The 20,880-nt window shown below is 63.2% G+C and carries 20 protein-coding genes and 2 pseudogenes; 5 read left to right on the plus strand and 17 right to left on the minus strand.

Translation table 11 applies throughout. The features are described 5' to 3' along the window. Positions 1–105: 105 nt before the first annotated feature. Both CAG11_RS20140 and CAG11_RS20145 read right to left on the minus strand, forming a co-directional pair. Positions 106–1,257, minus strand: coding sequence for an acyl-CoA dehydrogenase family protein (locus CAG11_RS20140; RefSeq protein WP_022644526.1), 1,152 nt, complete (start codon positions 1,255–1,257; stop codon positions 106–108). Between the two features lie 4 nt (positions 1,258–1,261). Next, on the minus strand, positions 1,262–2,368 hold the full coding sequence (locus CAG11_RS20145) for an enoyl-CoA hydratase/isomerase family protein (protein WP_085597607.1): 1,107 nt from the start codon (positions 2,366–2,368) through the stop codon (positions 1,262–1,264). Between the two features lie 341 nt (positions 2,369–2,709). On the opposite strand from CAG11_RS20145, the pseudogene CAG11_RS20150 reads away from it, so the two are divergent. Continuing rightward, a pseudogene (locus CAG11_RS20150) lies at positions 2,710–2,947 on the plus strand (arginine N-succinyltransferase); the annotation flags it as partial. Between the two features lie 5 nt (positions 2,948–2,952). Here CAG11_RS20150 and CAG11_RS33275 read toward each other — a convergent pair. The 3 genes and pseudogenes from CAG11_RS33275 to CAG11_RS34545 all read right to left on the minus strand — a co-directional run. Continuing rightward, positions 2,953–3,180 carry a hypothetical protein gene (locus tag CAG11_RS33275; protein WP_143494656.1) on the minus strand — a complete coding sequence of 76 codons (228 nt, stop codon included), beginning with the start codon at positions 3,178–3,180 and terminating at the stop codon, positions 2,953–2,955. Between the two features lie 94 nt (positions 3,181–3,274). Then, complete coding sequence (locus CAG11_RS20155) at positions 3,275–3,502, minus strand: glycosyltransferase (RefSeq protein WP_085597608.1); 228 nt, start codon at positions 3,500–3,502, stop codon at positions 3,275–3,277. Further along, a pseudogene (locus CAG11_RS34545) lies at positions 3,489–3,701 on the minus strand (hypothetical protein); the annotation flags it as partial. The gene CAG11_RS20155 and the pseudogene CAG11_RS34545, both read right to left, overlap by 14 nt. Before the next feature lie 126 nt (positions 3,702–3,827). Between CAG11_RS34545 and CAG11_RS20160 the strand changes: the two are divergent. Beyond that, positions 3,828–4,691 carry a LysR family transcriptional regulator gene (locus tag CAG11_RS20160; RefSeq protein ID WP_053130147.1) on the plus strand — a complete coding sequence of 288 codons (864 nt, stop codon included), beginning with the start codon at positions 3,828–3,830 and terminating at the stop codon, positions 4,689–4,691. Positions 4,692–4,727: 36 nt separating this feature from the next. On the opposite strand, the gene CAG11_RS20165 is transcribed toward CAG11_RS20160, so the two are convergent. Both CAG11_RS20165 and CAG11_RS33285 read right to left on the minus strand, forming a co-directional pair. After that, complete coding sequence (locus CAG11_RS20165; protein ID WP_085597609.1) at positions 4,728–5,444, minus strand: HPP family protein; 717 nt, start codon at positions 5,442–5,444, stop codon at positions 4,728–4,730. A 53-nt stretch (positions 5,445–5,497) separates the two neighbouring features. After that, on the minus strand, positions 5,498–5,731 hold the full coding sequence (locus CAG11_RS33285; protein WP_143494660.1) for a hypothetical protein: 234 nt from the start codon (positions 5,729–5,731) through the stop codon (positions 5,498–5,500). 401 nt (positions 5,732–6,132) lie between these two features. Between CAG11_RS33285 and CAG11_RS20170 the strand changes: the two genes are divergently transcribed. From CAG11_RS20170 to CAG11_RS20180, 3 genes are read left to right on the plus strand one after another with little or no spacing between them, the layout of a single operon-like run. Beyond that, positions 6,133–6,924, plus strand: a complete 792-nt coding sequence (locus tag CAG11_RS20170; protein ID WP_085597610.1) for a hypothetical protein — start codon at positions 6,133–6,135, stop codon at positions 6,922–6,924. Next, entirely contained in the window at positions 6,924–8,336 is a 1,413-nt protein-coding gene (locus CAG11_RS20175) for a saccharopine dehydrogenase C-terminal domain-containing protein (protein ID WP_085597611.1), read from the plus strand. The genes CAG11_RS20170 and CAG11_RS20175 overlap by 1 nt, the downstream gene beginning before the upstream one ends. A 17-nt stretch (positions 8,337–8,353) precedes the next feature. Continuing rightward, positions 8,354–9,535 (plus strand): MFS transporter, encoded by a 1,182-nt coding sequence (locus tag CAG11_RS20180; protein WP_053130135.1) that lies wholly within the window; start codon positions 8,354–8,356, stop codon positions 9,533–9,535. Positions 9,536–9,565: 30 nt separating this feature from the next. On the opposite strand, the gene CAG11_RS20185 is transcribed toward CAG11_RS20180, so the two are convergent. From CAG11_RS20185 to arnB, 10 genes are read right to left on the minus strand one after another with little or no spacing between them, the layout of a single operon-like run. After that, positions 9,566–10,081, minus strand: coding sequence for a GNAT family N-acetyltransferase (locus CAG11_RS20185; RefSeq protein ID WP_085597612.1), 516 nt, complete (start codon positions 10,079–10,081; stop codon positions 9,566–9,568). Positions 10,082–10,123: 42 nt separating this feature from the next. Beyond that, positions 10,124–11,752 (minus strand): glycosyltransferase family 39 protein, encoded by a 1,629-nt coding sequence (locus CAG11_RS20190; protein WP_085597613.1) that lies wholly within the window; start codon positions 11,750–11,752, stop codon positions 10,124–10,126. Further along, the gene (locus CAG11_RS20195) at positions 11,753–13,117 is read right to left on the minus strand and encodes a UDP-glucose/GDP-mannose dehydrogenase family protein (protein ID WP_085597614.1); all 1,365 of its coding nucleotides are present in this window, start codon (positions 13,115–13,117) and stop codon (positions 11,753–11,755) included. It lies immediately after the preceding gene. Continuing rightward, a complete protein-coding gene (gene arnF / locus CAG11_RS20200) occupies positions 13,114–13,527 on the minus strand; it encodes a 4-amino-4-deoxy-L-arabinose-phosphoundecaprenol flippase subunit ArnF (protein WP_085597615.1) in 414 nt (137 codons plus the stop codon). Before arnF ends, CAG11_RS20195 begins: the two co-directional genes overlap by 4 nt. Further along, positions 13,524–13,868: a 4-amino-4-deoxy-L-arabinose-phosphoundecaprenol flippase subunit ArnE gene (gene arnE / locus CAG11_RS20205; protein WP_085597616.1), complete on the minus strand. Its 345-nt coding sequence runs from the start codon at positions 13,866–13,868 to the stop codon at positions 13,524–13,526. The genes arnF and arnE overlap by 4 nt, the downstream gene beginning before the upstream one ends. Further along, positions 13,865–15,514, minus strand: coding sequence for a lipid IV(A) 4-amino-4-deoxy-L-arabinosyltransferase (arnT, locus tag CAG11_RS20210; protein WP_085597617.1), 1,650 nt, complete (start codon positions 15,512–15,514; stop codon positions 13,865–13,867). The genes arnE and arnT overlap by 4 nt, the downstream gene beginning before the upstream one ends. After that, complete coding sequence (arnD, locus tag CAG11_RS20215) at positions 15,511–16,395, minus strand: 4-deoxy-4-formamido-L-arabinose-phosphoundecaprenol deformylase (protein ID WP_085597618.1); 885 nt, start codon at positions 16,393–16,395, stop codon at positions 15,511–15,513. The genes arnT and arnD overlap by 4 nt, the downstream gene beginning before the upstream one ends. Continuing rightward, entirely contained in the window at positions 16,395–18,401 is a 2,007-nt protein-coding gene (gene arnA / locus CAG11_RS20220) for a bifunctional UDP-4-amino-4-deoxy-L-arabinose formyltransferase/UDP-glucuronic acid oxidase ArnA (RefSeq protein WP_085597619.1), read from the minus strand. The genes arnD and arnA overlap by 1 nt, the downstream gene beginning before the upstream one ends. After that, entirely contained in the window at positions 18,398–19,417 is a 1,020-nt protein-coding gene (gene arnC / locus CAG11_RS20225) for an undecaprenyl-phosphate 4-deoxy-4-formamido-L-arabinose transferase (RefSeq protein WP_085597620.1), read from the minus strand. The genes arnA and arnC overlap by 4 nt, the downstream gene beginning before the upstream one ends. A 5-nt stretch (positions 19,418–19,422) precedes the next feature. Further along, complete coding sequence (arnB, locus tag CAG11_RS20230) at positions 19,423–20,562, minus strand: UDP-4-amino-4-deoxy-L-arabinose aminotransferase (RefSeq protein ID WP_085597621.1); 1,140 nt, start codon at positions 20,560–20,562, stop codon at positions 19,423–19,425. Positions 20,563–20,880: the final 318 nt, after the last annotated feature.

The raw sequence follows: 20,880 nt of genomic DNA on the forward strand, positions 1-20,880 counted from the left end.
AGCTGCGATTTTTTTGTGTCTTCAAGAATGCTATCGCGGGCATGGTACTCCTGCAGGGGCATGGTTTCCCTGTAGGAGCGCCATGCCCGCGATACTTTTACTCGATCAGACCAGGTAGTGCTTCAACTCACGGGCGATCAGCATGCGCTGGATCTCGCTGGAGCCTTCGTAGATCTGGGTGATCCTTGCGTCGCGGTAGTAGCGTTCCACCGGGTAGTCCTCCAGGTAGCCATAGCCGCCGTGGATCTGCATGGCCGAAGAGCAGACCTTTTCGGCCATCTCCGAGGCGAACAGCTTGGCCTGGGAAGCTTCGGACAGGCAGGGCTGGCCGGCGCTGCGCAGGCGGGCGGCATGCAGGATCAGCAGGCGCGCGGCGTTGATCCGGGTGTGCATGTCCGCCAGCAGGTTGGCGATGCTCTGGTGCTCGATGATCGGCTTGCCGAACTGCACCCGGTCGCGGGCATAAGCCAGGGACGCTTCGAAGGCGGCCCGGGCGATCCCCAAGGCCTGGGCGGCGATGCCGATGCGCCCGCCTTCGAGGTTGGACAGGGCGATGGCCAGGCCCTTGCCGCGTTCGCCCAGCAGGTTGGCGGCCGGCACGCTGCATTGGTTGAGGGTCACGGCGCAGGTGTCGGAGGCGCGGATGCCCATCTTGTGCTCGGTGCGGTCGACGATGAAGCCCGGGGTGTCGGTGGGGACCAGGAATGCCGACAGGCCTTTCTTGCCCAACTCTGGATCGGTGACGGCGAAGACGATGGCCAGTTGCGCACGCTTGCCGTTGCTGACGAACTGCTTGGCGCCGTTGATCACCCATTGGCCGTCGCGCAGTTCGGCGCGGGTCTTGAGGTTGTGGGCCTCGGAGCCGGCCTGGGGTTCGGTCAGGCAGAAGCAGCCAATGGCCTCGCCACTGGCCAGGCGTGGCAGCCAGGCCTGCTTCTGCTCTTGGCTGCCGTAGTTGAGGATCGGCCCGCAACCCACCGAGTTGTGGATGCTCATCAGGGCGCCGGTGGCGCCGTCGCCAGCGGCGATCTCTTCCACGGCCAGGGCATAGGCCACGTAGTCCAGGTAGCTGCCGCCCCATTGTTCGGGGACTACCATGCCCAGCAGGCCCAGTTCACCCATCTTGCGGACCAGGGCGTCGTCGATCCAGCCGGCCTTTTCCCAGGCCTGGGCATGGGGCGCGATTTCGCCGCGGGCGAAATCCCGGGCCATGTCGCGGATCATCACTTGTTCTTCGGTCAATTCGATGTCGTGCATGAGTTCAGCTCCCGCTGCCGTCGAAACCGCTGAAGAAGCTCGCTACCCGGTCGGCCTCGAGGGCTGCCAGGGTTGGCGGATTCCAGTGCGGGGTCTTGTCTTTGTCGATGATCAGGGCACGCACGCCCTCCATCAGGTCGCCACGCTCGAACCACTGGCGGTCCAGGTGCAGCTCCAGCGCGAAGCATTGTTCCAGGGCCAGGTGCCGGCCCTGGCGCAGCATCTTGAGGGTCACGGCCATGGCCAGTGGCGAACGGGTCTCGAGCAGGTCGGCGGTGGCCAGTGCCCATTCGTGGCTATCGGCCACGCTCACGCTGCGCAGTTGCTCGACGATGGCTGGCATGTCGGGCAGGGCGAAGAAATGGTCGATGGCCGGGCGCAGGCTGGCCAATGGCGCGTCGGGCAGGGCCTGGACGCCGAGCTTGGCCAGCAGCCCCTGCAGGTCCTTGAGCGGCGAATGGCTCCACTGCAGGCGGTCCAGGCGCTGGTCGAGCAGGGCCAGCTTGTCGCTTTCCAGGTGCCAGTCGGCCAGGCCGCAATACAGGGCGTCGGCAGCGCGGATCTGCACGCCGCTGACCCCCAGGTAGGTGCCCAGCTCGCCGGGGATGCGTGAGAGGAAATAACTGCCGCCGACGTCCGGGAAATAACCGATGGCCACTTCCGGCATCGCCAGGCGGCTGCGTTCGGTCACCACCCGCAGATCCGCACCTTGCACCAGGCCCATGCCGCCGCCGAGGACGAAACCGTCCATCAGCGCCAGCACCGGCTTGCGGTAATGATGGATCGCCAGGTCCAGGGCGTACTCCTCGACGAAGAACTCTTCGTGCAGGGTGCCGCCGCTCTTGTAGCTGTCGTACAGCGAGCGGATATCGCCGCCGGCGCAAAAGGCTTTTTCACCGGCGCCGCGCAGCACCACTGCATGGATTTCCGGAGCCTGGGCCCAGGCATCCAGTTGCCGTTGCAAGGTACGCACCATGGACAGGGTGATGGCGTTGAGACCGGCGGGGCGATTGAGGGTCAGGTGGCCGATGTGGTTGCGCACCTCGACCAGCACCTCGTCCTGAGGCGCATCGAGTTCCCGGGCCGTGTGGGATGAAACCTGAGCAGTCATCACTAACTCCCTGCTTTTATTGTCTTTATATGAGGCTCGCGGACGAGCATCGGCGGATCGTATCAGTGCAAATTTGCCTTGTACAACCCGGAAAGCTGCAGGTTGGCTGTGCATTTTTGCATGGTCGGACCAGCCTCGAGAACACGTGGTGGAGGCCCCTGCAGCGGGGCCTGCAGCCTTGGCCCGAGCACTGGGGACAGCGTGTCGAGGCTCGCCGCTCGCGGCGGAAAAAACCATGGATGCTCTTGATGTGGGCGCGGTTTCCAGTGTGCGCCGTCACTATGCTGGTGCGCCATCACTGTCGTGCCTGTTCCATCCCGACCCTGCTGGAGGCCCTTGTCATGATCGTTCGTCCCGCATCCCTGGCCGACCTGCCGGCTCTCTTGCTCCTGGCCCGCCGATGCCGGGCGCCTCGGCCAGCGCCTGGAGTGGGCGCACAGGACCTTCGCCGGGCAGGCCGAACGGGCCGACGCCGATTACCTGTTCGTGCTCGAGGACTCCTTGGGCCAGGTGGTGGGCATCTGCGTCCTGGCGGGGGCAGTGGGCATGCGCGAACCCTGGTACAACTACCGCCTCGGCAGGAACTACAGCGGCCGGCGCTTGACCTCGACCAGCGCGGCGCCGATGTATTCGCCGACCATGGCGATGCCTACCAGGGCCATGTCCATGGCGCCGAGGATCAGATGATCGATGCTGAAATCGTCGGCGAACCACTGGTGCAACAGATAGGAACAGGTCAGCAGCAGGGTGGCCAGGCTGAGCACGCTGAACCAGCGCAGGGGCTTGTGGGAAAAGGCCAGGACTCCCTCCATCGCCAGGTCCACTTCATCAGCTTGTAGTAGAGCTGGGCGCTCAGGCGCTTGCCGGCGGACATTGCCGATTCCTTGCCGAAGCTGCGGCTCAAGTTCAAGCAACGCACCCAGGGGGCGCGCGGCAGAACTGTTCCAGCAGTTCGTAACTTCCGTCATGGCTGCCGTCGTGGACATACAGGACTTCATAGACCACCGGCAGGGCGCTCAGTACCAACATCAAGCGATGGTGGAATTCCGGTAATACATGGGCTTCGTTGTAACAGCAGGCAATGACGCTGATGAGGTGCTGATGGTCTACTTGCACATGGCTAGGCAGTTTCATTTTTAAACGTCCAGGTCCGGTTGATCCAGTAGCTGCCCAAGGTCGGGCAGAAAGTAATCAGTAATTGCGTCGATAACGGCGAGTCCCGTGCCAGGGCCAGCAGGCACAGCATCAGCAAGGCATTGCCGAGGTTGTAGGCCGCGGCCGTCACGCAGAAGCGCAAGGCCTGGTCGCTGCGAGCCCGGTAGTCGCCCCGGGGAAAGGTCCAGCGCTAGTTGCCCTGGTAGCTGAGCCAGGTTCCCAGGCCGGCGCCCAGCAAACTGGCCAACAGCGCCGGCAGGCGGGCCGCTACAATGGCGCTCGACTTTGATGCTCTCGAGGCAGTATGGATATCGACCTGGCCCGCACCTTCCTGGAAATCGTTCGCAGCGGCAGCCTGATCGCCGCTGCCGAGCGCCTGCACCTGACCCAGACCGCCATCAGTGCCCGAGTACAGAACCTGGAGGGGCAGCTCAACTGCAAGCTGCTGGTGCGCAACCGGGCCGGGGCCCGGCCCACGGCCGATGGCGAAGCCTTCATCGCCTACGCCAACCAACTGGTGCAGACCTGGGAAGCGGCCCAGCGCGACCTGCCGCTCCTGGCGGGTTATCGCAATGTGCTGCATGTCGGCGGCGAATTGAGCCTGTGCAATCCGTTGATGCTGCACTGGGTCCGGCGCCTGCGCCAGGCTTTGCCCAACCATGCGGTGCGGACCCAGATCGGCGATGGCGCGAGCTTGCAGCGTCAATTGGAGTTGGGCGTGCTGGATGCGGCGCTGGTGTTCCAGCCGCTGTACTCGCCAGGCTTGCAGGTTGAGCAACTGCTGGAGGAAAAACTGATCCTGGTGCGCCTGGCCGGACGCCCGGAGCCCTATGTGTATATCGACTGGGGCGAGGATTTCCGGCGCCAGCACGACGCCGCGCTGCCTGAACAGGCCAAGGCCGCAGTGGGTTTCAACCTTGGGCCCTTGGCGCTGCAGTTCATCCTCGATTCCGGCGGCAGTGGCTACTTCCGTACCCGGGTGGTCCAGAGCTACCTGGACAGCGGCGTGCTGGAGCGAGTGGAGAAGGCCCCGGAGTTCAGTTTCCCCACCTACCTGCTATATGCCCGGGAGCGTGATTCGGCTTCCTTGCAGCAAGCCTTCGAGGTCTTGCGCGAAGTGATCGGACAGGACACCGACTGGTCCCAGCGCTGGTCGCCGATCATCTGACGGGCGTTTCGGCCTGGGCCAGCGGCAAACGCCGCCTCAGGGGCGTGGCTCGGGAGCCGAGGCCAGCACCTGGCCGATGCTGCGACGCCGGGCATGGGCCTCGCTGGCGTGAACCAGCTGCTCGAGATCCTCGGGCGTGACGTCGAAGAACTCTTCCATTTCCTCCAGGGCCAGCTTCAGGTCGGCGGCGGTGATCGCCAGGCTGTCGGCGGCAGAGGATGGAACCAGGACGGCCGGCGGCTCGCTCGGCCCCTTGGGGTAGCGGGTGCGGGTCAGGTTGTTATAGGCCAGGGCGCTGGCCAGCAGGCTGGCGGCGGCCAGCATCACCGGCCCCAGCTCCAGCCAGCCCAGGGCGATGCTGTCCGGATCGGCCAGCACCAGGGTCAGGGCCACCGCACCAGCGGGCGGATGCAAGCAACGTAGCCAGCACATCAGCACCACTGCCATGCCCGCAGCCAGGCAGGCGCTGCCCAGGCTACGCCCCAGAAGCTGGGCCACCAATAGCGCCATTACCGCGGCGCACAGGTAGCCGCCAAGGATCGACCAGGGTTGCGCCAGGGCCCCGGAGGACACTGCAAACAGCAGCACCGCCGAGGCGCCGAGGGGGCCGATCAGGTGCACGGCCACGGGCATGCCGAACACCTGGGCGCAGAACCAGACACTGAACAGGGTCCCCAGGGCCATGCCGATGGCGGCGCGGCTCCATTCCAGGGGGCGGGTATTGATGGCGGCGGGTTTCCAGCGGGCGAACATCGACAAAAACGATCCATTTCCAGACGGCGGGCAAAAAGAAGGGCTTGTCTGGATCACCAGAAAGCCCTTGAACGTTCCAACATTTGGGGGAGGAACGGGCGCAGTTTGCCGCTGAATGCCCTGGCTGGCAAATTCATAATAATGCTGCTTAAGTGCAGTTTTTTTGCACTTAAATCCCGCCCCCGCCAAGCGGCTGAAGTTGTCTGGTAGCGCATCGACGAGCTCAAGATGAATCGGTTCAGGGCTGCATCCGGCTTCACGGCAATGGGATTCTGCTGGCAGGTCATGGTGTATCGCCGGCAACTTATGACATCCCTGCCAGTCGACGAATATCGCCCCCTGATGGAGTTGCACAAACGTTATAGCAACTCTTTCAACTACTGAATTAAAAGCGGCGATGTTCTTCGCCTGCGCAATTCGAACTCCCTTCGAACCGGTCGCGATCACGTTATATCGATATTTAATAGCGCTAGTTGCGCAGGCAAATGTTTCATTGTAAGAATTGCCGGGTCATATGGATCGACGCTTCGAGGGCCGGGTAGTACTCAGGCTGGCTACTTTGACTTTCTGCAAGCTATCAGGACGATAACCCATGAATGACGATGCACTTCTGGATGAAGTAAAAAGCTGGTTTATCAATTGTTTAGGTTGTGCGGCCGGAAGACGAGAGTTCAGCAAGAATCGCTACATGCTGGCTATCGCGCGCACTACGCAGGATGCCCGGGACATCTTCGATGATTACGTCCGGGCCCTGGAGGCCCGCGAGACGGTGGCCTGCCTGATCATCTGCCCGACCACCAGCCAAGAGCAGAAGTCCTACAGCGTGGCCCAGGAGGTACGGCGCCTGTCGGCGCTGTTCAGTCCCCTTGGCGAGTTCTCCGCCGAGGAGCTGGCGACAGGCAAGGCGCTGAACAAGAAGCTCTACCTGACCTGTCCGGTTACCAACGCCAAGATATTGTTCGAGGACTTCGATGCGGTGGCGTTCTGTCCGCAGTCGGATGATATCGACGATGAACTTTACGACCCGTTGATGGCGGCGCCCATTCCCGCCGTCAACTTCAACTCGGATGTATATGCCTTCTCGATGTTCTGTCGCGACATGAGTTTGCAGAAGTTTCAGCGAGAAGTCTTCGAGTTGTCGGCGACGCAACGCGGCGAACTCTACAAGATGGTGCTGCATGGCTGGCAGAGCATTGCACAAAGGACCCTGGACAATTACATCAAGATGACCGATGTGAGCAAATGCCCGGTCTACCTGCATGACGACAACCAGTACTGGTTCGCCAACCATCAGGACCCGGCCTTTGCCGAATCCGTGAAGGAGCTGTATCGGCATGACATGCCGTTGATCTATGTCCCGAAGATCTTCTGCGAGTGGGAACAGTACTTCAGCGTCGGCCGTATCCCGGACTTCAGCGAAACTGCCACGGCTGGCAGCCAACACCTGGAAGAGCCTGTATCCAGCATTGAGGTGGTGTGATGAGTCAGGACGCTAGTTTCTCCGCAAAGTTGGTTTTCATCGGTTTTGGCTCCATCGCCAGGGCCACCCTTGGGTTGTTCATGAAAACCCGTCAGTTCGACCTGGCGCAGGTGGTGGTGATCGCCCCGGATCTCAAGCAGCACCAGCCGTTCGTTGCGCTGGGAGTCGACTTCATCGATCTGGCCCTGACCCCGGACAATCTCCACAGCGTGTTGCGCGATGTAGTGGCGCCGGGAGACTTCATCGTCAACCTGTCGGTCAATGTCAGCAGCGCCGAGCTGATTCGGCTCGCCCACGAACAAGGCGCGCTGTACCTGGATACTTGCATCGAGCCCTGGGAGGGCCTCTACGACTCCCCGAGCCTGACCACCTCGCAGCGCTCCAACTACGCCCTGCGTGATCAGTTGCTGGCCCTGGCAGAGGAACTCGGCCCGGGCCCCACTGCGGTGCTCACCCATGGCGCCAACCCCGGGCTGGTCTCGCACTTCGTCAAGGCGGCGCTGCTGGAGCTGGCCGGGAAACTGGCGGTCGCGGTGCCCAGGGGCGACGGCGAGCCGGCCTGGAACGAATTGGCGATGGCGTTGAACGTCAAGGTGATCCACATCGCCGAGCGCGATACCCAGCGCTCCACGCAAATCAAGTCCGACGGCGAGTTCGTCAATACCTGGTCGGTCGATGGCTTCATCAGCGAGGCCGGCCAACCGGCGGAGCTGGGCTGGGGTTCCCACGAAAGGACCTGGCCGCCGTTCGCCCGGCATCACCAGTTCGGGTCGAACAATGCGATCTACCTCGAACGCCCGGGGGCTTCGGTTCCCGTCAAGACCTGGACGCCCAACGGCGGCCCTTGCACTGGCCTGCTGATCACCCATAACGAAGCCATCTCGATTCCCGACTTCCTGGCGGTCAAGGACAACGACTTGCTGCTCTACCGTCCCACCGTGCACTACGCCTACCACCCTTGCGACGATGCCTTGCTATCGGTGCATGAGTACATCGGTCGCGGCTGGCGGGCCCAGGACAGCAAGCGGATCATGGCCGACGAAATCGCCTCTGGCGGGGTCGATGCCCTTGGGGTGTTGCTCATGGGGCACGGGCTGAACGCCTATTGGTATGGGTCGATCCTGAGCATCGACCAGGCCCGGCAGATCGCCCCCTTCAATACCGCCACCAGCCTGCAGGTCGCGGCGGGAGTGTATTCGGGCATCATCTGGGCGATCGAGAACCCAGCGCGAGGGATAGTCGAACCGGAGCAGATGGACCATCGCCGGGTACTGGAGATCGCCTTGCCGTTTCTTGGGCGACTCGAAGGCATCCAGACCGACTGGACGCCGCTGGACACCACCAACGCCCTGTTCCATAAACCCGAGGGCGATTTCTGTCCCTGGCAGTTCGAGCACTTCACGGCTATCTAGACAAGGTCGGCACCTCCATGGAAAACCCTGGCATCGAGTACACGGACAAGCAGCGTTGGCTGGCCCTGACCAAGATCAACACGTTGTCGGTACTTTCACAGGTCGTGCAAATCGGCACCATCACGCCCTTGCTGTCGCTGTCACTGGAGCAGCAGGGCGTGCAGCCGGCCAAGATCGGGGTGATCGTCAGTGCCTCGTGGATCGCGATCCTGTTGCTGTACAAGATCGTCCCGCGTCTGTTGGGACACCTGGGACTGGTCAAGGCCAATATCCTCAGCGCGGCGTTGACCATCGCCGCGCTGATCGGCATGACCTTGACCCGCAACCTGGCGCTGATCTTCGCCCTGAACTTTGTCCTGGGGATAGGCCTGATCCTGCGCTGGATCGCCTGCGACACCTGGATCGTCTCGGTGGCGTCGCGTAACGAGCGCGGCCGGGCGATCGGCGTGCATGAAACGCTCATGGGCCTGGGGATCGCGGTAGGTCCGCTGTTGCTGGTGGTGTTCGGCGTCGGCAGCGTCGTGCCTTACTACGCCTGTGCGACCATCGTACTGGTCTCGGGCGTGCTGGCCCTGACCTTGAAAGAGCACGATACGCAGCCCCAGACGCCGGCGCACAAGCATCACGCGAAGCTGTTCGGCCTGATCCCCCTGGCCCTTTGCGGGGCCTTCATCGCCGGGTTCGCCGAAACCTCCTCGGTGTCGTTCCTGGCCGGCTACAGCCTTTCGACGGGTTATGCCCTGACCGCGGCGACGCTGCTGATCTCGGTGTTCGGTATTGGCGGCACGGTCCTGCAGTTGCCCATTGGCTGGATCGCCGATCGCACCTCCTGCAAGACCGGGCAATTGCTCTGCGGCCTGGTCTTGCTGCTGGGCACGGTGGCGATTCCGTTCAGCCAGCCGTTGCCCTGGCTGGCGACCCTGATCGTCTTCTTCTGGGGGGCCGCGATCGGCGGCATGAATACGCTGGCGGTGATCGAGGCGGGGCACCGGGTTGGCGAACACCAGGTGTCCACGGCCATGACCGCCATTGCCATGTTCTACACCCTGGGCAGCGTACTGGGGCCGATCATCACCGGTGCCACTGTGTCTTACGTCAGCTCGCACGGACTGATGATTTCGGTTGGCGTGGTGGGGGTGTTTTTCGTGGCGCTATTGGCGCTGCGCCGGACGGCCACGGTGCAACTCGAGGGGCAATAGCCGCTCAAGTGAGCCACGCCTGCTGTTCGGTCAGAGCAGCAGGCGCATGGCGCAGCGGCGTTGCGCCGGCAGCCCGTGCGCTACCTCGTCGGCCAGGACCTGATGCAGGCGTGCTGGCAGCCGGGCCGTTTCCAGGGTGACGAAGCCCAGGCGCTGATAGAAGGGTTCGTTCCACGGCAGCTCGCGGAAGGTGCTCAGGGCCAGGGACTCGAGCCCTTGCTGGCGCGCATGCTCGATCGCAGCCTGCAGCAGGGCCTTGCCGATACCCCGGCCCTGGTGGTCGCTGGCTACCGATACTTCCCATACATGCAGTTGCGGGCCGAAGACCTGGGCCGCGAGAAAAGCGCATGGGCCAGCATCGCCGGCGATGGCCACCCAGACTACCTGGGTGCGGATGCGTTGCTCGTGGCAAGCGGTATCCGCCACTGGCGCGTCGGCCAACCAGGCTAGTTGCGGATCGCGACGAAACAGCACGGCAGCGGAAGTCTCGATGGCGGGGAGGAAGCTGGCATCGGGCACTCGCGCCCGGCGGATTTCAATGGTCATGGGCGCGAGTGTAAGGAGCCGCTGGGGCCTTGTGCAACGGCTTCAGGGCTGTGGCAAGGCGGGGCCGGGCAAGTGCAGGAGGACGAAGTCGTTCTTGTCGAAGCGTGCGCTGAGCACCGGTTTCAGCCCAGCCAGGGAACTACCTTGCAGGTCGGCGAGGTCGCCCTGGTCGAGGATGATCCAGGCGGGCCCGGCAATCTGCTCCAGCGCCGTGGGCCGGTCGGTGAAGCGTGGCTGCAGGTCCTGGTCCAGGTTGACCATGAACTTGATCGCCTTGGCGTCCTTGCCCATGCGGTGCAGGACCAGTGGTGCCGGCTGTTCCTTGATCAGGCGCAGCGCCGCCTGGCTGAAGTCCCGGGTGTCGTAGAGCCGGTGCTGGACGGGTTCGAACACACCGATATAGCAGGCCCAGACCGCCAGCACCGCGCTGCAGGCCAAGCCCACGGCGCGCCACTGGCGCTTGAACAGCAACGCCAGGGACAACAGTTGCAGCAGCCCCAGCACCAGGAGCATGGGGGTGAGGCTGGTCAATTGGTCGGGGAATTTGCGCCGCAATACCACCAGGCCCACCATCAGCAGTGCCGGCAATAGGAGCCACAGGCCCTGGATCAATCCGCGCAGCCAAGCCATCAGCCGGCCGCCATGGGCCTGGAACGGATAGCTCGCGATGATGGCCGCCATGGGCAGCATCGGCAGCAGGTAGCGTGCCTTCTTCGCCTGGGGAACCGACAGGCCGATCATCACTACCAACGCCGCGGCGGTGCTCCAGCGCAGCAGCCTCAGGGCCGGGCTGGCCGGTTCGCCCGAGCGACCCACCAGCACGGCGACCCAGGCCAGCAGCGCCAGCGGGTAGGCCAGGGCGTAGTTGCCCAGGGAACTGGTGAAGTAATAGAGGACATCACTGGAGCCTTCGCTGCCGTCCATGCGCCCCATGAACTGCATGCGGATCACATCGTCGACGAAGCCCTGGCCGCCGCTGAGCTTGGCCAGCCACAGCAGCAGGGCAATGCACAGCACCAGTAATCCAAGGGCGCTGAAGCCAAATCCGAACAGGCGCCGCCACTGGCCTGCCAACAGGTAGTAGCTGCACAGCATTCCAGTGGGGATCACCAGGCCAATGGGCCCGCGAATGGCAAAACCCAGCACCAGCAAGAGCAGGATCCAGCCCAGGCGTCGGGGCGCGGCGAAGTGGTCATGGGCGTAACCCAGGTAGAACACCGCCAGGGACACGGCGGCCAGCATCTGGTCCAGGGATACCGCGCGGGTTTCGCTGATGAAGGTATTGCTCAGCAGCAACAGGGCGATGCTGGACAGCGCCCAGGTGCGGGAGTAGGGCGCCAGCAGGCGATAGAGCAGGCTGACGATCAGTGCCGAGGCGATTGCCGTGGGCAACCAGGCGGTGAAACTGGTGACCTGTCCGCCGGGAAGCGAGAACAGCCACACCAGCAGGGTCGAGGCGCTGGTGTAGTCGGCATAGGGCTCGCCATAGGTGGTGGGGAAGAACCCCGGGCCATGGCGCAGCATTTCCTTGGCGAACAGGACGAACCGGGAATCGAAGCCGATCGCCGACTGATGGTCGGCGCCGGCGCAGAACAGCAGCAAAGTCAGCAGCCCCAGCCCCAACGATTGCCAAAGTACTGTGTTCGAAGGGGAGCTGGAGTGCGTGCTCATTCAGGCCTCGGTGGACCACTGCTGATGAGGGATCGGCAGGTTGCGCGACTCGCCGCGACCGATCGGGAAGTAAGTGAAGCCGTTGCGGGCCAGGCGTTCGGCGTCGTACAGGTTGCGGCCGTCGAAGATCACCGGGGCCTTGAGACGCTGCTGGATGAGTTCGAAATCCGGTGCCTTGAACTGCTGCCACTCGGTGCAGATGATCAGGGCGTCGGCGCCGTTGAGCACCGACTCCGGGGTGCCCATGAGCATCAGGCGCGATTCATCCAGATACAGGCGCTGGGTTTCCTGCATGGCTTCCGGATCGAAGGCCCGGACCTCGGCGCCGGCGGCGAACAGCGCATCGAGCAGGACCCGGCTCGGGGCGTCACGCATGTCGTCGGTGTTGGGCTTGAATGCCAGGCCCCACAGGGCGAAGGTCTTGCCTTCCAGGTCGCCCTTGTAGAACGCCTTGATGCGCTCGAACAGCTTGTGCTTCTGCCGCTCGTTGATGGCTTCCACCGCTTGCAGCAGGTCGCTGGAGCAGTGGGCCTGCTCGGCGCTGTGGATCAGGGCGCGCATGTCCTTGGGGAAGCACGAGCCGCCATAGCCGCAGCCAGGGTAGATGAAGTGGTAGCCGATACGAGTGTCGGCGCCGATACCCAAGCGTACCGACTCGATATCGGCCCCCAGGTGCTCGGCCAGCTCGGCGATCTGGTTGATGAAGCTGATCTTGGTCGCCAGCATGCAGTTGGCGGCGTACTTGGTCAGCTCGGCGCTGCGCAGGTCCATGAACATGATGCGGTCGTGGTTGCGGTTGAACGGCGCATACAGGTCGCGCATCACATCGCGCACTTCCTCGCGGGCGCAGCCGATGATGATGCGGTCCGGACGGCGGCAGTCGGCAACCGCCGAGCCTTCCTTGAGGAATTCCGGGTTGGAGACGATATCGAACTGCAGTGGACGACCGTCCAGGGCTTTCTCGATGTGGGCCTTGAGGGTATCGCCGGTGCCTACCGGTACGGTGGATTTCTCCACCAGGATCAGCGGCTGTTCACGGTGACGGGCCACGGCATCGCCCACCGACAGCACGTAGCGCAGGTCGGCCGAGCCGTCTTCGCTCGAGGGCGTGCCAACGGCAATGAACAGCACCTGGCCGTGCTGTACCGCGAGTTTCTCGTCGTTGGTGAAGTGCAGGCGCTTGGCCTCGAGGTTTTCCTTGACCAGGCTCGCAAGCCCGGGTTCGAAGATGCTCACGTGTCCTTGTTGCAGCTGTTTGACTTTGTGCTCATCGATGTCCATGCAGATGACATCGTGGCCGACTTCAGCCAACACGGCAGCCTGTACGAGGCCGACATAACCACTTCCAAATACACTGATTTTCATGGGGTATTCCTGGGACTTGTCGCGGGTGCAGATCGAGAGTTGATGGTGATGACCCCAAGGATGACCAAGGCCACCCCAAGGGTTTTGGAAAGCGTGAACGGCTCATTGAACAGCGGCAGGCCGGCGGCTAGCAGGTAGACCAGCGCGTAGCTGATGCTCAACAGCGAATAAGCCCGGCCCAGTGGCAGGTCGCGCAGGGCCAGCAGCCAGCAGAGCATCGACAGGGCGTAGGCGCCGATGGCCGCGACGACCACCGCCAGGGCGGCCAGGTCGACGTTGCCGTTAGCCAGGGCGTCCAGCCACTGCTGGGGTGCGGGCAGGCGCGTCATGCTCCAGCGCATGGCCAGTTGTGCGCCGCTGACCAGCACCACGCTGGCCAGGGCGAAGGCAAAGCCCTTGGCCCGGCTCATGCGTGACGCCCCAGCAGCACTACGCCGCCGATCACCAGGGCGACCCCCAGCCAATGCCGGCGGTCGATGGGCTCGTGGAAGACGAAACGGGCAACCAGGGTGACCAGCACGAAGTTCAGGCTGAGCATGGGGTAGGCCACGCCCACTTCCATGCGCTGCAATACCAGCAGCCATACCAACAGGCCCAGGCCGAGGCTGAACAGGGCCAGCCACAACCAGCCCGAGCGCAACTTGGCCAGCAGGCCCGAGGGTCGCTCGCGCCAGCTTTCCACGGCGAATTTCTGCGCCACCTGGCCCAGGCAGGTGAGCCCGCAGGCCAGCAATAGCAGCAACAGGCTCATGGCTGGTCCTGGGGAATGATGAAGATCACGATGTTGCCTTGCTGGTAGCGCTTGGCGTCTTTGGGCAACCGGTCGACTTCATGGTCTTCGTCATCGTCCTTGACCCGCATCGCCACGCCCACCGAACCCTGCTTGCGGGCTTTGGCGATCCAGGACTGGACCTGGTCCAGCTCGACCTGGCGCTGCACCGAGTCGGCATAACCCAGGCCGTATTTCAGCTCGCCCTTGGTGTTGTAGAGGGTCACGTCGTTGCGGCGCAGGCGCCAGGCCAGCGCGGATGCGGTTCCCAGGTCGTTGCTCAGCAAGGCCTTGGCCTGGTTCAGTTCCGCGACGTGATCGATGATGAACTGGTCGGGAATCTTGTTATAGACCACCGAGTTGGGCAGGGCCGCCGGGGCCAGGGCCACCAACAGGAAGCTACCCAAAGCCGGAGCCGCCCACATGTTCGATGGGCGCATGGCCGCCAGCAGGTTGCTGAAGATCCAGCCCAGCAGCAGGACGTACACCAGCACCAGGTGCTGCGGTTCATCCACATACACCGGCTTTTTCAGCTGGAAGTACACCAGTGCCAGGAGTCCCAGCAGGCCCGCCAGCAAATTGAGCAGGCCATTGAGACTGATGAGGCGCGTCTGCTTGTTGCTCAGCCGATCCATCAGGGCATTGCCCATCAACAGCGCCAGAGGCAACAGGCACGGCAGGATATAGGCGGGCAGCTTGCCCTTGCTCAGGCTGAAGAATGCCAGTGGCAGCACCAGCCACAACAGCAGGAAGCCACTACTGCCCAAGCGCCGCTGGTGCCAGGCTTGCATGAAGGTGGCTGGCAGCAGCATGACCCACGGCACACTGAAGGCCACCAGCAACGGCAGGTAATACCACCATGGCGAGGCATGCTGGGCGTCTTCACCGGCGAAACGGCGAATATGCTCGTGCCAGAAGAAGAAACGCCAGTAGTCCGGCTCTTGCGCATGTACCGCCAAGGCCCAGGGCAGGCTGATGACCACCGCGACGAACACACCGATACCGCCAAAGACCAGCAGCGAGCGCAGGCGCTTCTGCCAGATGGCGTATGGCAGGGCCACCAACACCGGCAGTAACCAGGCCAGGAATCCCTTGGTCATGAAACCCATGCCGCAGGCCAGGCCCAGGACTACCCAGGCCAGCAGCTGTCCGCGGGAAGTCTTGCAGTCGAAAGTGAACCACAAGGCCACCAGGCTCAGGTTGACCCAGAAGGTGAACTGCGGATCGAGGTTGGCGTAGCCGGCCAGCAACGCCACTACGGTGAAACTCATGTATAGCAAGGCGCTGGCCACGGCCTTGCGCGAGTCGTTCCACAAGCGCATGGCCAACAGGTAGGCCAGGACTACGTTAAGGCCGGTGCTCAGGGCCGAGGCCACGCGCACGCCGAACAGGTTGTCACCGAACACCGCTTGGCCGATGGCCATGAGCCAATAACCGGCCACCGGTTTTTCGAAGTAGCGAATACCCATGAAATGCGGCGACGCCCATTGCCCGCCATGGAGCATTTCCTGGCTGATCTGCGCGTAGCGGGTTTCATCGGGAATCCACAGGCCGTGGGTAGCCATGGGCAGGAGGTAGAACAGGCCGAAAGCGATCAGCAGTAGCGGCAGGGCCCAGCGTCTGGTCATGCTCCCTGTACTCCCAGCCAGCCTTCACGGCCTTCCAGGGCGCCGCGTACCACCTGGCCTGCCGGCAAGCTGGAAATATCCGCCGGGAGCATGTCTCCCAGGGGTTGGAAATGAATGTCGCGCTGCTTGGCGGTGGCCAGCAGCTGACGGAAATCATTGGCCATCAGAATCCCTTCTACTTCGGCGTGGATGGTGTAGACATTGAGCTTGCCTGGCTTGAACCGGTCGAGGATGAAGGCGTTGAAATCAGCGCTCGACACCACGGGGCCGACGACTTCGTCGAAGGTCGGCAGGTCTACCGGGATTTGTGGCGCGCCCAGGCCGCCGTCCGCCAAGCGTGGCTGGAACAGGCTCTGGCCGCGGCAATCGCTGTTGTAGCGAAAGCCGAATTGTTGCTTGGCTTCGATGACCCGCTCATCGGCTCGCCAACCGGCGGATGCCGAGCAGCTCACCGCTTGCCCGAGAATATCGTTGAGGCTGTCGACGCCACGGCGGATCTGTTCGATCAGCTGGGCCTGGCTCCAGCGCCCGGTGTTGGCCTGCCAGCCGTGGTGATCCCAGGCGTGCAGGCCGACTTCATGTCCGGCAGCCAGGGCCTGGCGCATCAAGTGCCCCAGGTCCCGGCCAATGGGTTTGCCTGGCCAGGCGGTGCCGGCCAGGAGAATGTCCCAGCCATACAGGCCGGCAGCATTGGACCGCAGCATTTTCCAGAGGAACTGCGGACGGATCAGGCGCCACAGGTGGCGCCCCATGTTGTCCGGCCCGACGCTGAAGAAGAACGTGGCCTTGACCCCGGCCTCATCCAGCGTTTCGAGCAGCCGTGGCACCCCCTCCCGGGTGCCGCGGTAGGTATCGACATCAATGCGCAGACCTGCCTGCATCAGCGTGCTTCTTCTTTGGTGCGATCGGCGATTTCCAGCATGGCTTCGCGCAGGAAGAAGTCCAGGGTGTTGCCGATGGTCTGGCTCATCTCCACGGTCGGTTCCCAGTCCAGCAGGCGCTTGGCGTTCTCGATGCTTGGCTTGCGGTGTTCCACGTCCTGGTAGCCGGCGCCGTAGAAGGCCTTGCTTTCCACTTCGCGGAAACCGGCGAACGGTGGGAAGTTGCCACGCAGCGGGTGGGCCTCGAACTGACGCAACAGCTCTTCGCCCAACTGGCGGATGCTGGCTTCGTTGTCCGGGTTGCCGATGTTGATGATCTGGCCGTTGCAGCAGTCGTTCTCGTTGTCGACGATGCGGGCCAGGGCCTCGATGCCGTCGGCGATATCGGTGAAGCAGCGTTTCTGCTCGCCACCGTCGAACAGGCGGATCGGGGTGCCCTCCACCAGGTTGAGGATCAGCTGGGTGATGGCCCGGGAGCTGCCGATACGTGCCGAGTCCAGGCGGTCCAGCCGCGGTCCCATCCAGTTGAATGGACGGAACAGGGTGAAGTTCAGGCCCTTGGCGCCGTAGGCCCAGATCACGCGGTCCAGCAGTTGCTTGGAGACCGAGTAGATCCAGCGCTGCTTGTTGATCGGGCCGACGATCAGGTTGGAGTTGTCTTCGTCGAAATTCTTGTCCTGGCACATGCCATAGACTTCCGAAGTCGACGGGAAGATCACCCGCTTGTTGTACTTCACGCAGTAGCGGACCAGCTTCAGGTTCTCTTCGAAGTCCAGTTCGAATACCCGCAGTGGGTTACGGGTGTATTCGATCGGGGTAGCGATGGCCACCAGGGGCAGCACCACGTCGCACTTCTTGATGTGGTACTCGATCCACTCGGAGTGAATGCTGATATCGCCTTCGACGAAGTGGAAGTTCGGGTGGCTGCGCAGGCGCTCGATGGCGTCGCAGCCGATGTCCAGGCCGTAGACTTCGTACTTGTCGTCGCGCAGCAGGCGCTCGGACAGGTGGTTACCGATGAAACCGTTGACGCCGAGGATCAGCACCCGGGTACGACGGGGCTTGCGGCCGGACTCGGCGCCGCGCAGCAGGGAACCGTCCACCAGGCCCAGTTCGTTGGCCAGTTGCGGGCCGCTCAGGTACAGGCCGTTGGCGTTGCGCTGGCCGGAGGTGATGACCAGGGAGTCTTCGCCACAGGCGATGCGCAGCGGATCGACGCTGATGACCCGGCCTGGAGCCTGGCCTTCGTTGCCCTTGGCCACTTCGGCGCTCCAGACGATCAGCTTGTGCTCGCCGACGGCGCAGAAGGCGCCAGGGTAGGGCTGGGTCACGGCACGCACCAGGTTGAACAGTTCTTCTGCCGGGCGTTTCCAGTCCAGCTTGCCGTCCGCAGCGGTACGCCGGCCAAAGTAGCTGGCCGTGGATTCGTCCTGGACGGTTTCGCTGATCTTGCCCTGGGCCAGTGCCGGCAGGGTGTCGCGCAGCAGGCTGGCAGCGGCATCACGCAGCTTGTGGTGCAGGCTCAGCGCCGTGTCGCTGCGCTCGATGGCTACGCGTTCCTGGGCAATGATCGCGCCGGCGTCGGCGCGCTTGACCATGCGGTGCAGGGTGACGCCGGTCTCGGTCTCGCCCTTGACCAGAACCCAGTTGGCCGGTGCGCGGCCACGGTAGCGTGGCAGCAGGGAGCCGTGCAGGTTGAACGCGCCCTTGCTGGCGGTGGCCAGCAGTTGCTCGCTCAACAGGTTGCGGTAGTAGAAGGAGAACAGGTAGTCGGGATTGAGCTTGGCGATGCGCTCGATCCACAGCGGGTGGTTGGCATCTTCCGGGGCATGCACGGCGATACCCTTGCGGGCGCACAGTTGCGCGACAGAACCATAGAAGGTGTTTTCCTTCGGGTCATCGGCATGGGTGAATACCGCGGCGATCTCATAACCTGCGTTGAGCAGGGCTTCGATGCCAGCACAGCCAATATCGTGGTAGGCGAAGACGACAGCTTTATTGCTCATTGGGAAACCTGATCAGTATGGGTGGAAGTTAAACCGTCGACAGTCACCGCCGGGGCCGGGACCGCCGGGTGGCTGCGCAAGATTTTTTCGATGAAGAAGCGTGGGCGTGCCCGCACATCGCTGTACATGCGCCCCAGGTATTCACCCAAGAGGCCCATGCCGATGAACTGGCCGCCGGTGAACACGAAGAGCACCGCGAACAGGACGAAGGTGCCGTCGCCGGCCCAGGTGGCGCCGAAGATCAACCGCAGGACGATCAGCATCAGGGCGAACAGTGCGCCCAGGCCGGCCATGCCGAAGCCGATGATGCTCAGCAGGCGCAGGGGCGTGGTGGTCATGCAGGTGATGAGGTCGAACATCAGGTTGACCAGGCGCATCGGGCTGTACTTGGAGTCGCCGTGCTCGCGCTCGGCGTGCTCCACCAGCACCTCGGTGGTATGCCGGGCGAAACTGTTGGCCAGGATCGGGATGAAGGTGCTGCGCTCGGTGCAGGCCAGCATCGCGTCGATGATGGTCCGGCGATAGGCACGCAGCATGCAGCCGTAGTCGCTCATGGCTACCCCGGTGGAGCGCTGCACCGCCAGGTTGATCAGCTTCGACGGCCAGCGGCGGAAAGCCGAATCCTGGCGGTTGTTGCGCACGGTGCCGACCACGTCGTAGCCCAGTTCGGCCTGGGCCACCAGGCGTGGAATCTCTTCCGGTGGGTTCTGCAGGTCGGCATCGAGGGTGATCACCACATCACCGCGGCACTGCTCGAAACCGGCCATGATCGCTGCGTGCTGGCCGTAGTTGCGGTTGAGGATCACCGCCACCACCGGGCTGCCTTCGCGTTCGGCGGCGGCTTGCAGGATGTTGGCCGACTCGTCGCGACTGCCATCGTCCACCAGGACGATTTCAAAGTCGTGCTTGAGCAGGCGACAAGCCGCTTCGGTACGTCGCAACAGCTCGGGAAGGCTCTGTTCTTCGTTGTAGACCGGGATGACGATCGACACGAACTGAATTGGGTAAGGTTTCAAGGGGGTCAGTCCAGGAGGTTTTCAATGGCGCCGGCGACCCGCTCGACATCGTCGAGGGTCATGTCCGGAAACAGTGGGATCGAGCACAGTCGCGCGGAGTTCCACTCGGTATGCGGCAGGTGCACATCGGGGAAACGCTGGCGGTAGTAGGTATGCATGTGGGTCGCGATGAAGTGGATGCCGGTACCGATGTTCTGCTCTTGCAGGCCCTTCATGAAGGCTTCGCGATCCAGTCCGCAACGCTCGGCATCGATGCGCAGGATGAACAGGTGCCAGCTGTGCTGCTGCGGATACTGCGGCAGGTGCAGCGGTTGCACCGGCAGGCCGGCCAGGCGCTCCAGGTAGGCCTTGGCCAGGACTTCGCGACGGGCGTTGATCTGGTCCAGGCGCTGCAGTTGCACCAGGGCGATGGCCGCGTTCATGTCCGCCAGGTTGTACTTGAAGCCGGGCTCGATCACCTGGGCCTGGGGCTTGCGGCCATGGGTCAGGCGGTCGTAGGCATCCACTCCCAGGCCATGGAACTTGAGCATGCGCACCCGGTTGGCCAGGGCCTCGTCATCGCTGACGAACATCGCGCCCTCGGCGCAGGTCATGTTCTTGATCGCATGGAAGGAAAAGATAGCCGTGCCCCGGGCGCCGATCTCGCGGCCGCGGTAGGTGGTGCCGGCGGCGTGGGCGGCGTCTTCGATCACCGCGATGCCGTGCTTGTCCGCCAGGGCATAGAGCGGGTCGAGGTCGAAGGCGGCACCCGCGTAGTGCACCGGAATGATCGCCTTGGTCCTGGGAGTGATCGCGGCCTCGATGGTCGCTGCGTCGCTCATCAGGGTGTCGGGATCGACATCGACGAACACCGGGGTCGCCCCCAGCAGGCAGATCATGTTGGCGGTGGAAACCCAGGTCTGGGAGGGGGTGATGACTTCATCGCCGGGGCCGATGCCCAGGGCCAGCAGGGTGATGTGCATGGCGCCGGTGGCCGAGGACAGGGCCACGGCATGGCGGGCACCGACACGTTCGGCGAAGAGCTGTTCGAGTTCCTGGTTTTTCGGGCCGGTGGTGATCCAGCCGGAGCGCAGAACCTGCTCTACAGCGGCCACTTCTTCGTCGCCAATACTCGGACGCGAGAAAGGAAGGAAAGCCTGGTTCATGGTTACCTCGGGTCTACACAATGCTAAAGCTGGGGTATGGGTGGAGCGTGCGAACAACGTTCATGGAGCGCGGGAGGCGGTGGTCATCGGGCACATCCGGTTGATTGGGCCAGCGTGGCGTTCCATGCAGCAAATGAGTAAAGACGATGTTCGTAAAAAGTAAATGTGGATCAAGGCGTTACCCGTGCAAGTTGCGAAATGACTGCACCAGGCCCCTTGTTCGTCGGTGGCTGAGATTAAGCGCAAAAATGTGAAACGAATATGAAAAAGAAGCCAAAACTCCGTTTTTCTGCGAGCTAGACAGCTAGGGTTCAGTTT

The sequence above is a fragment of the Pseudomonas sp. B6(2017) genome (assembly GCF_002112765.1).
Taxonomy (GTDB): domain Bacteria; phylum Pseudomonadota; class Gammaproteobacteria; order Pseudomonadales; family Pseudomonadaceae; genus Aquipseudomonas; species Aquipseudomonas piscis.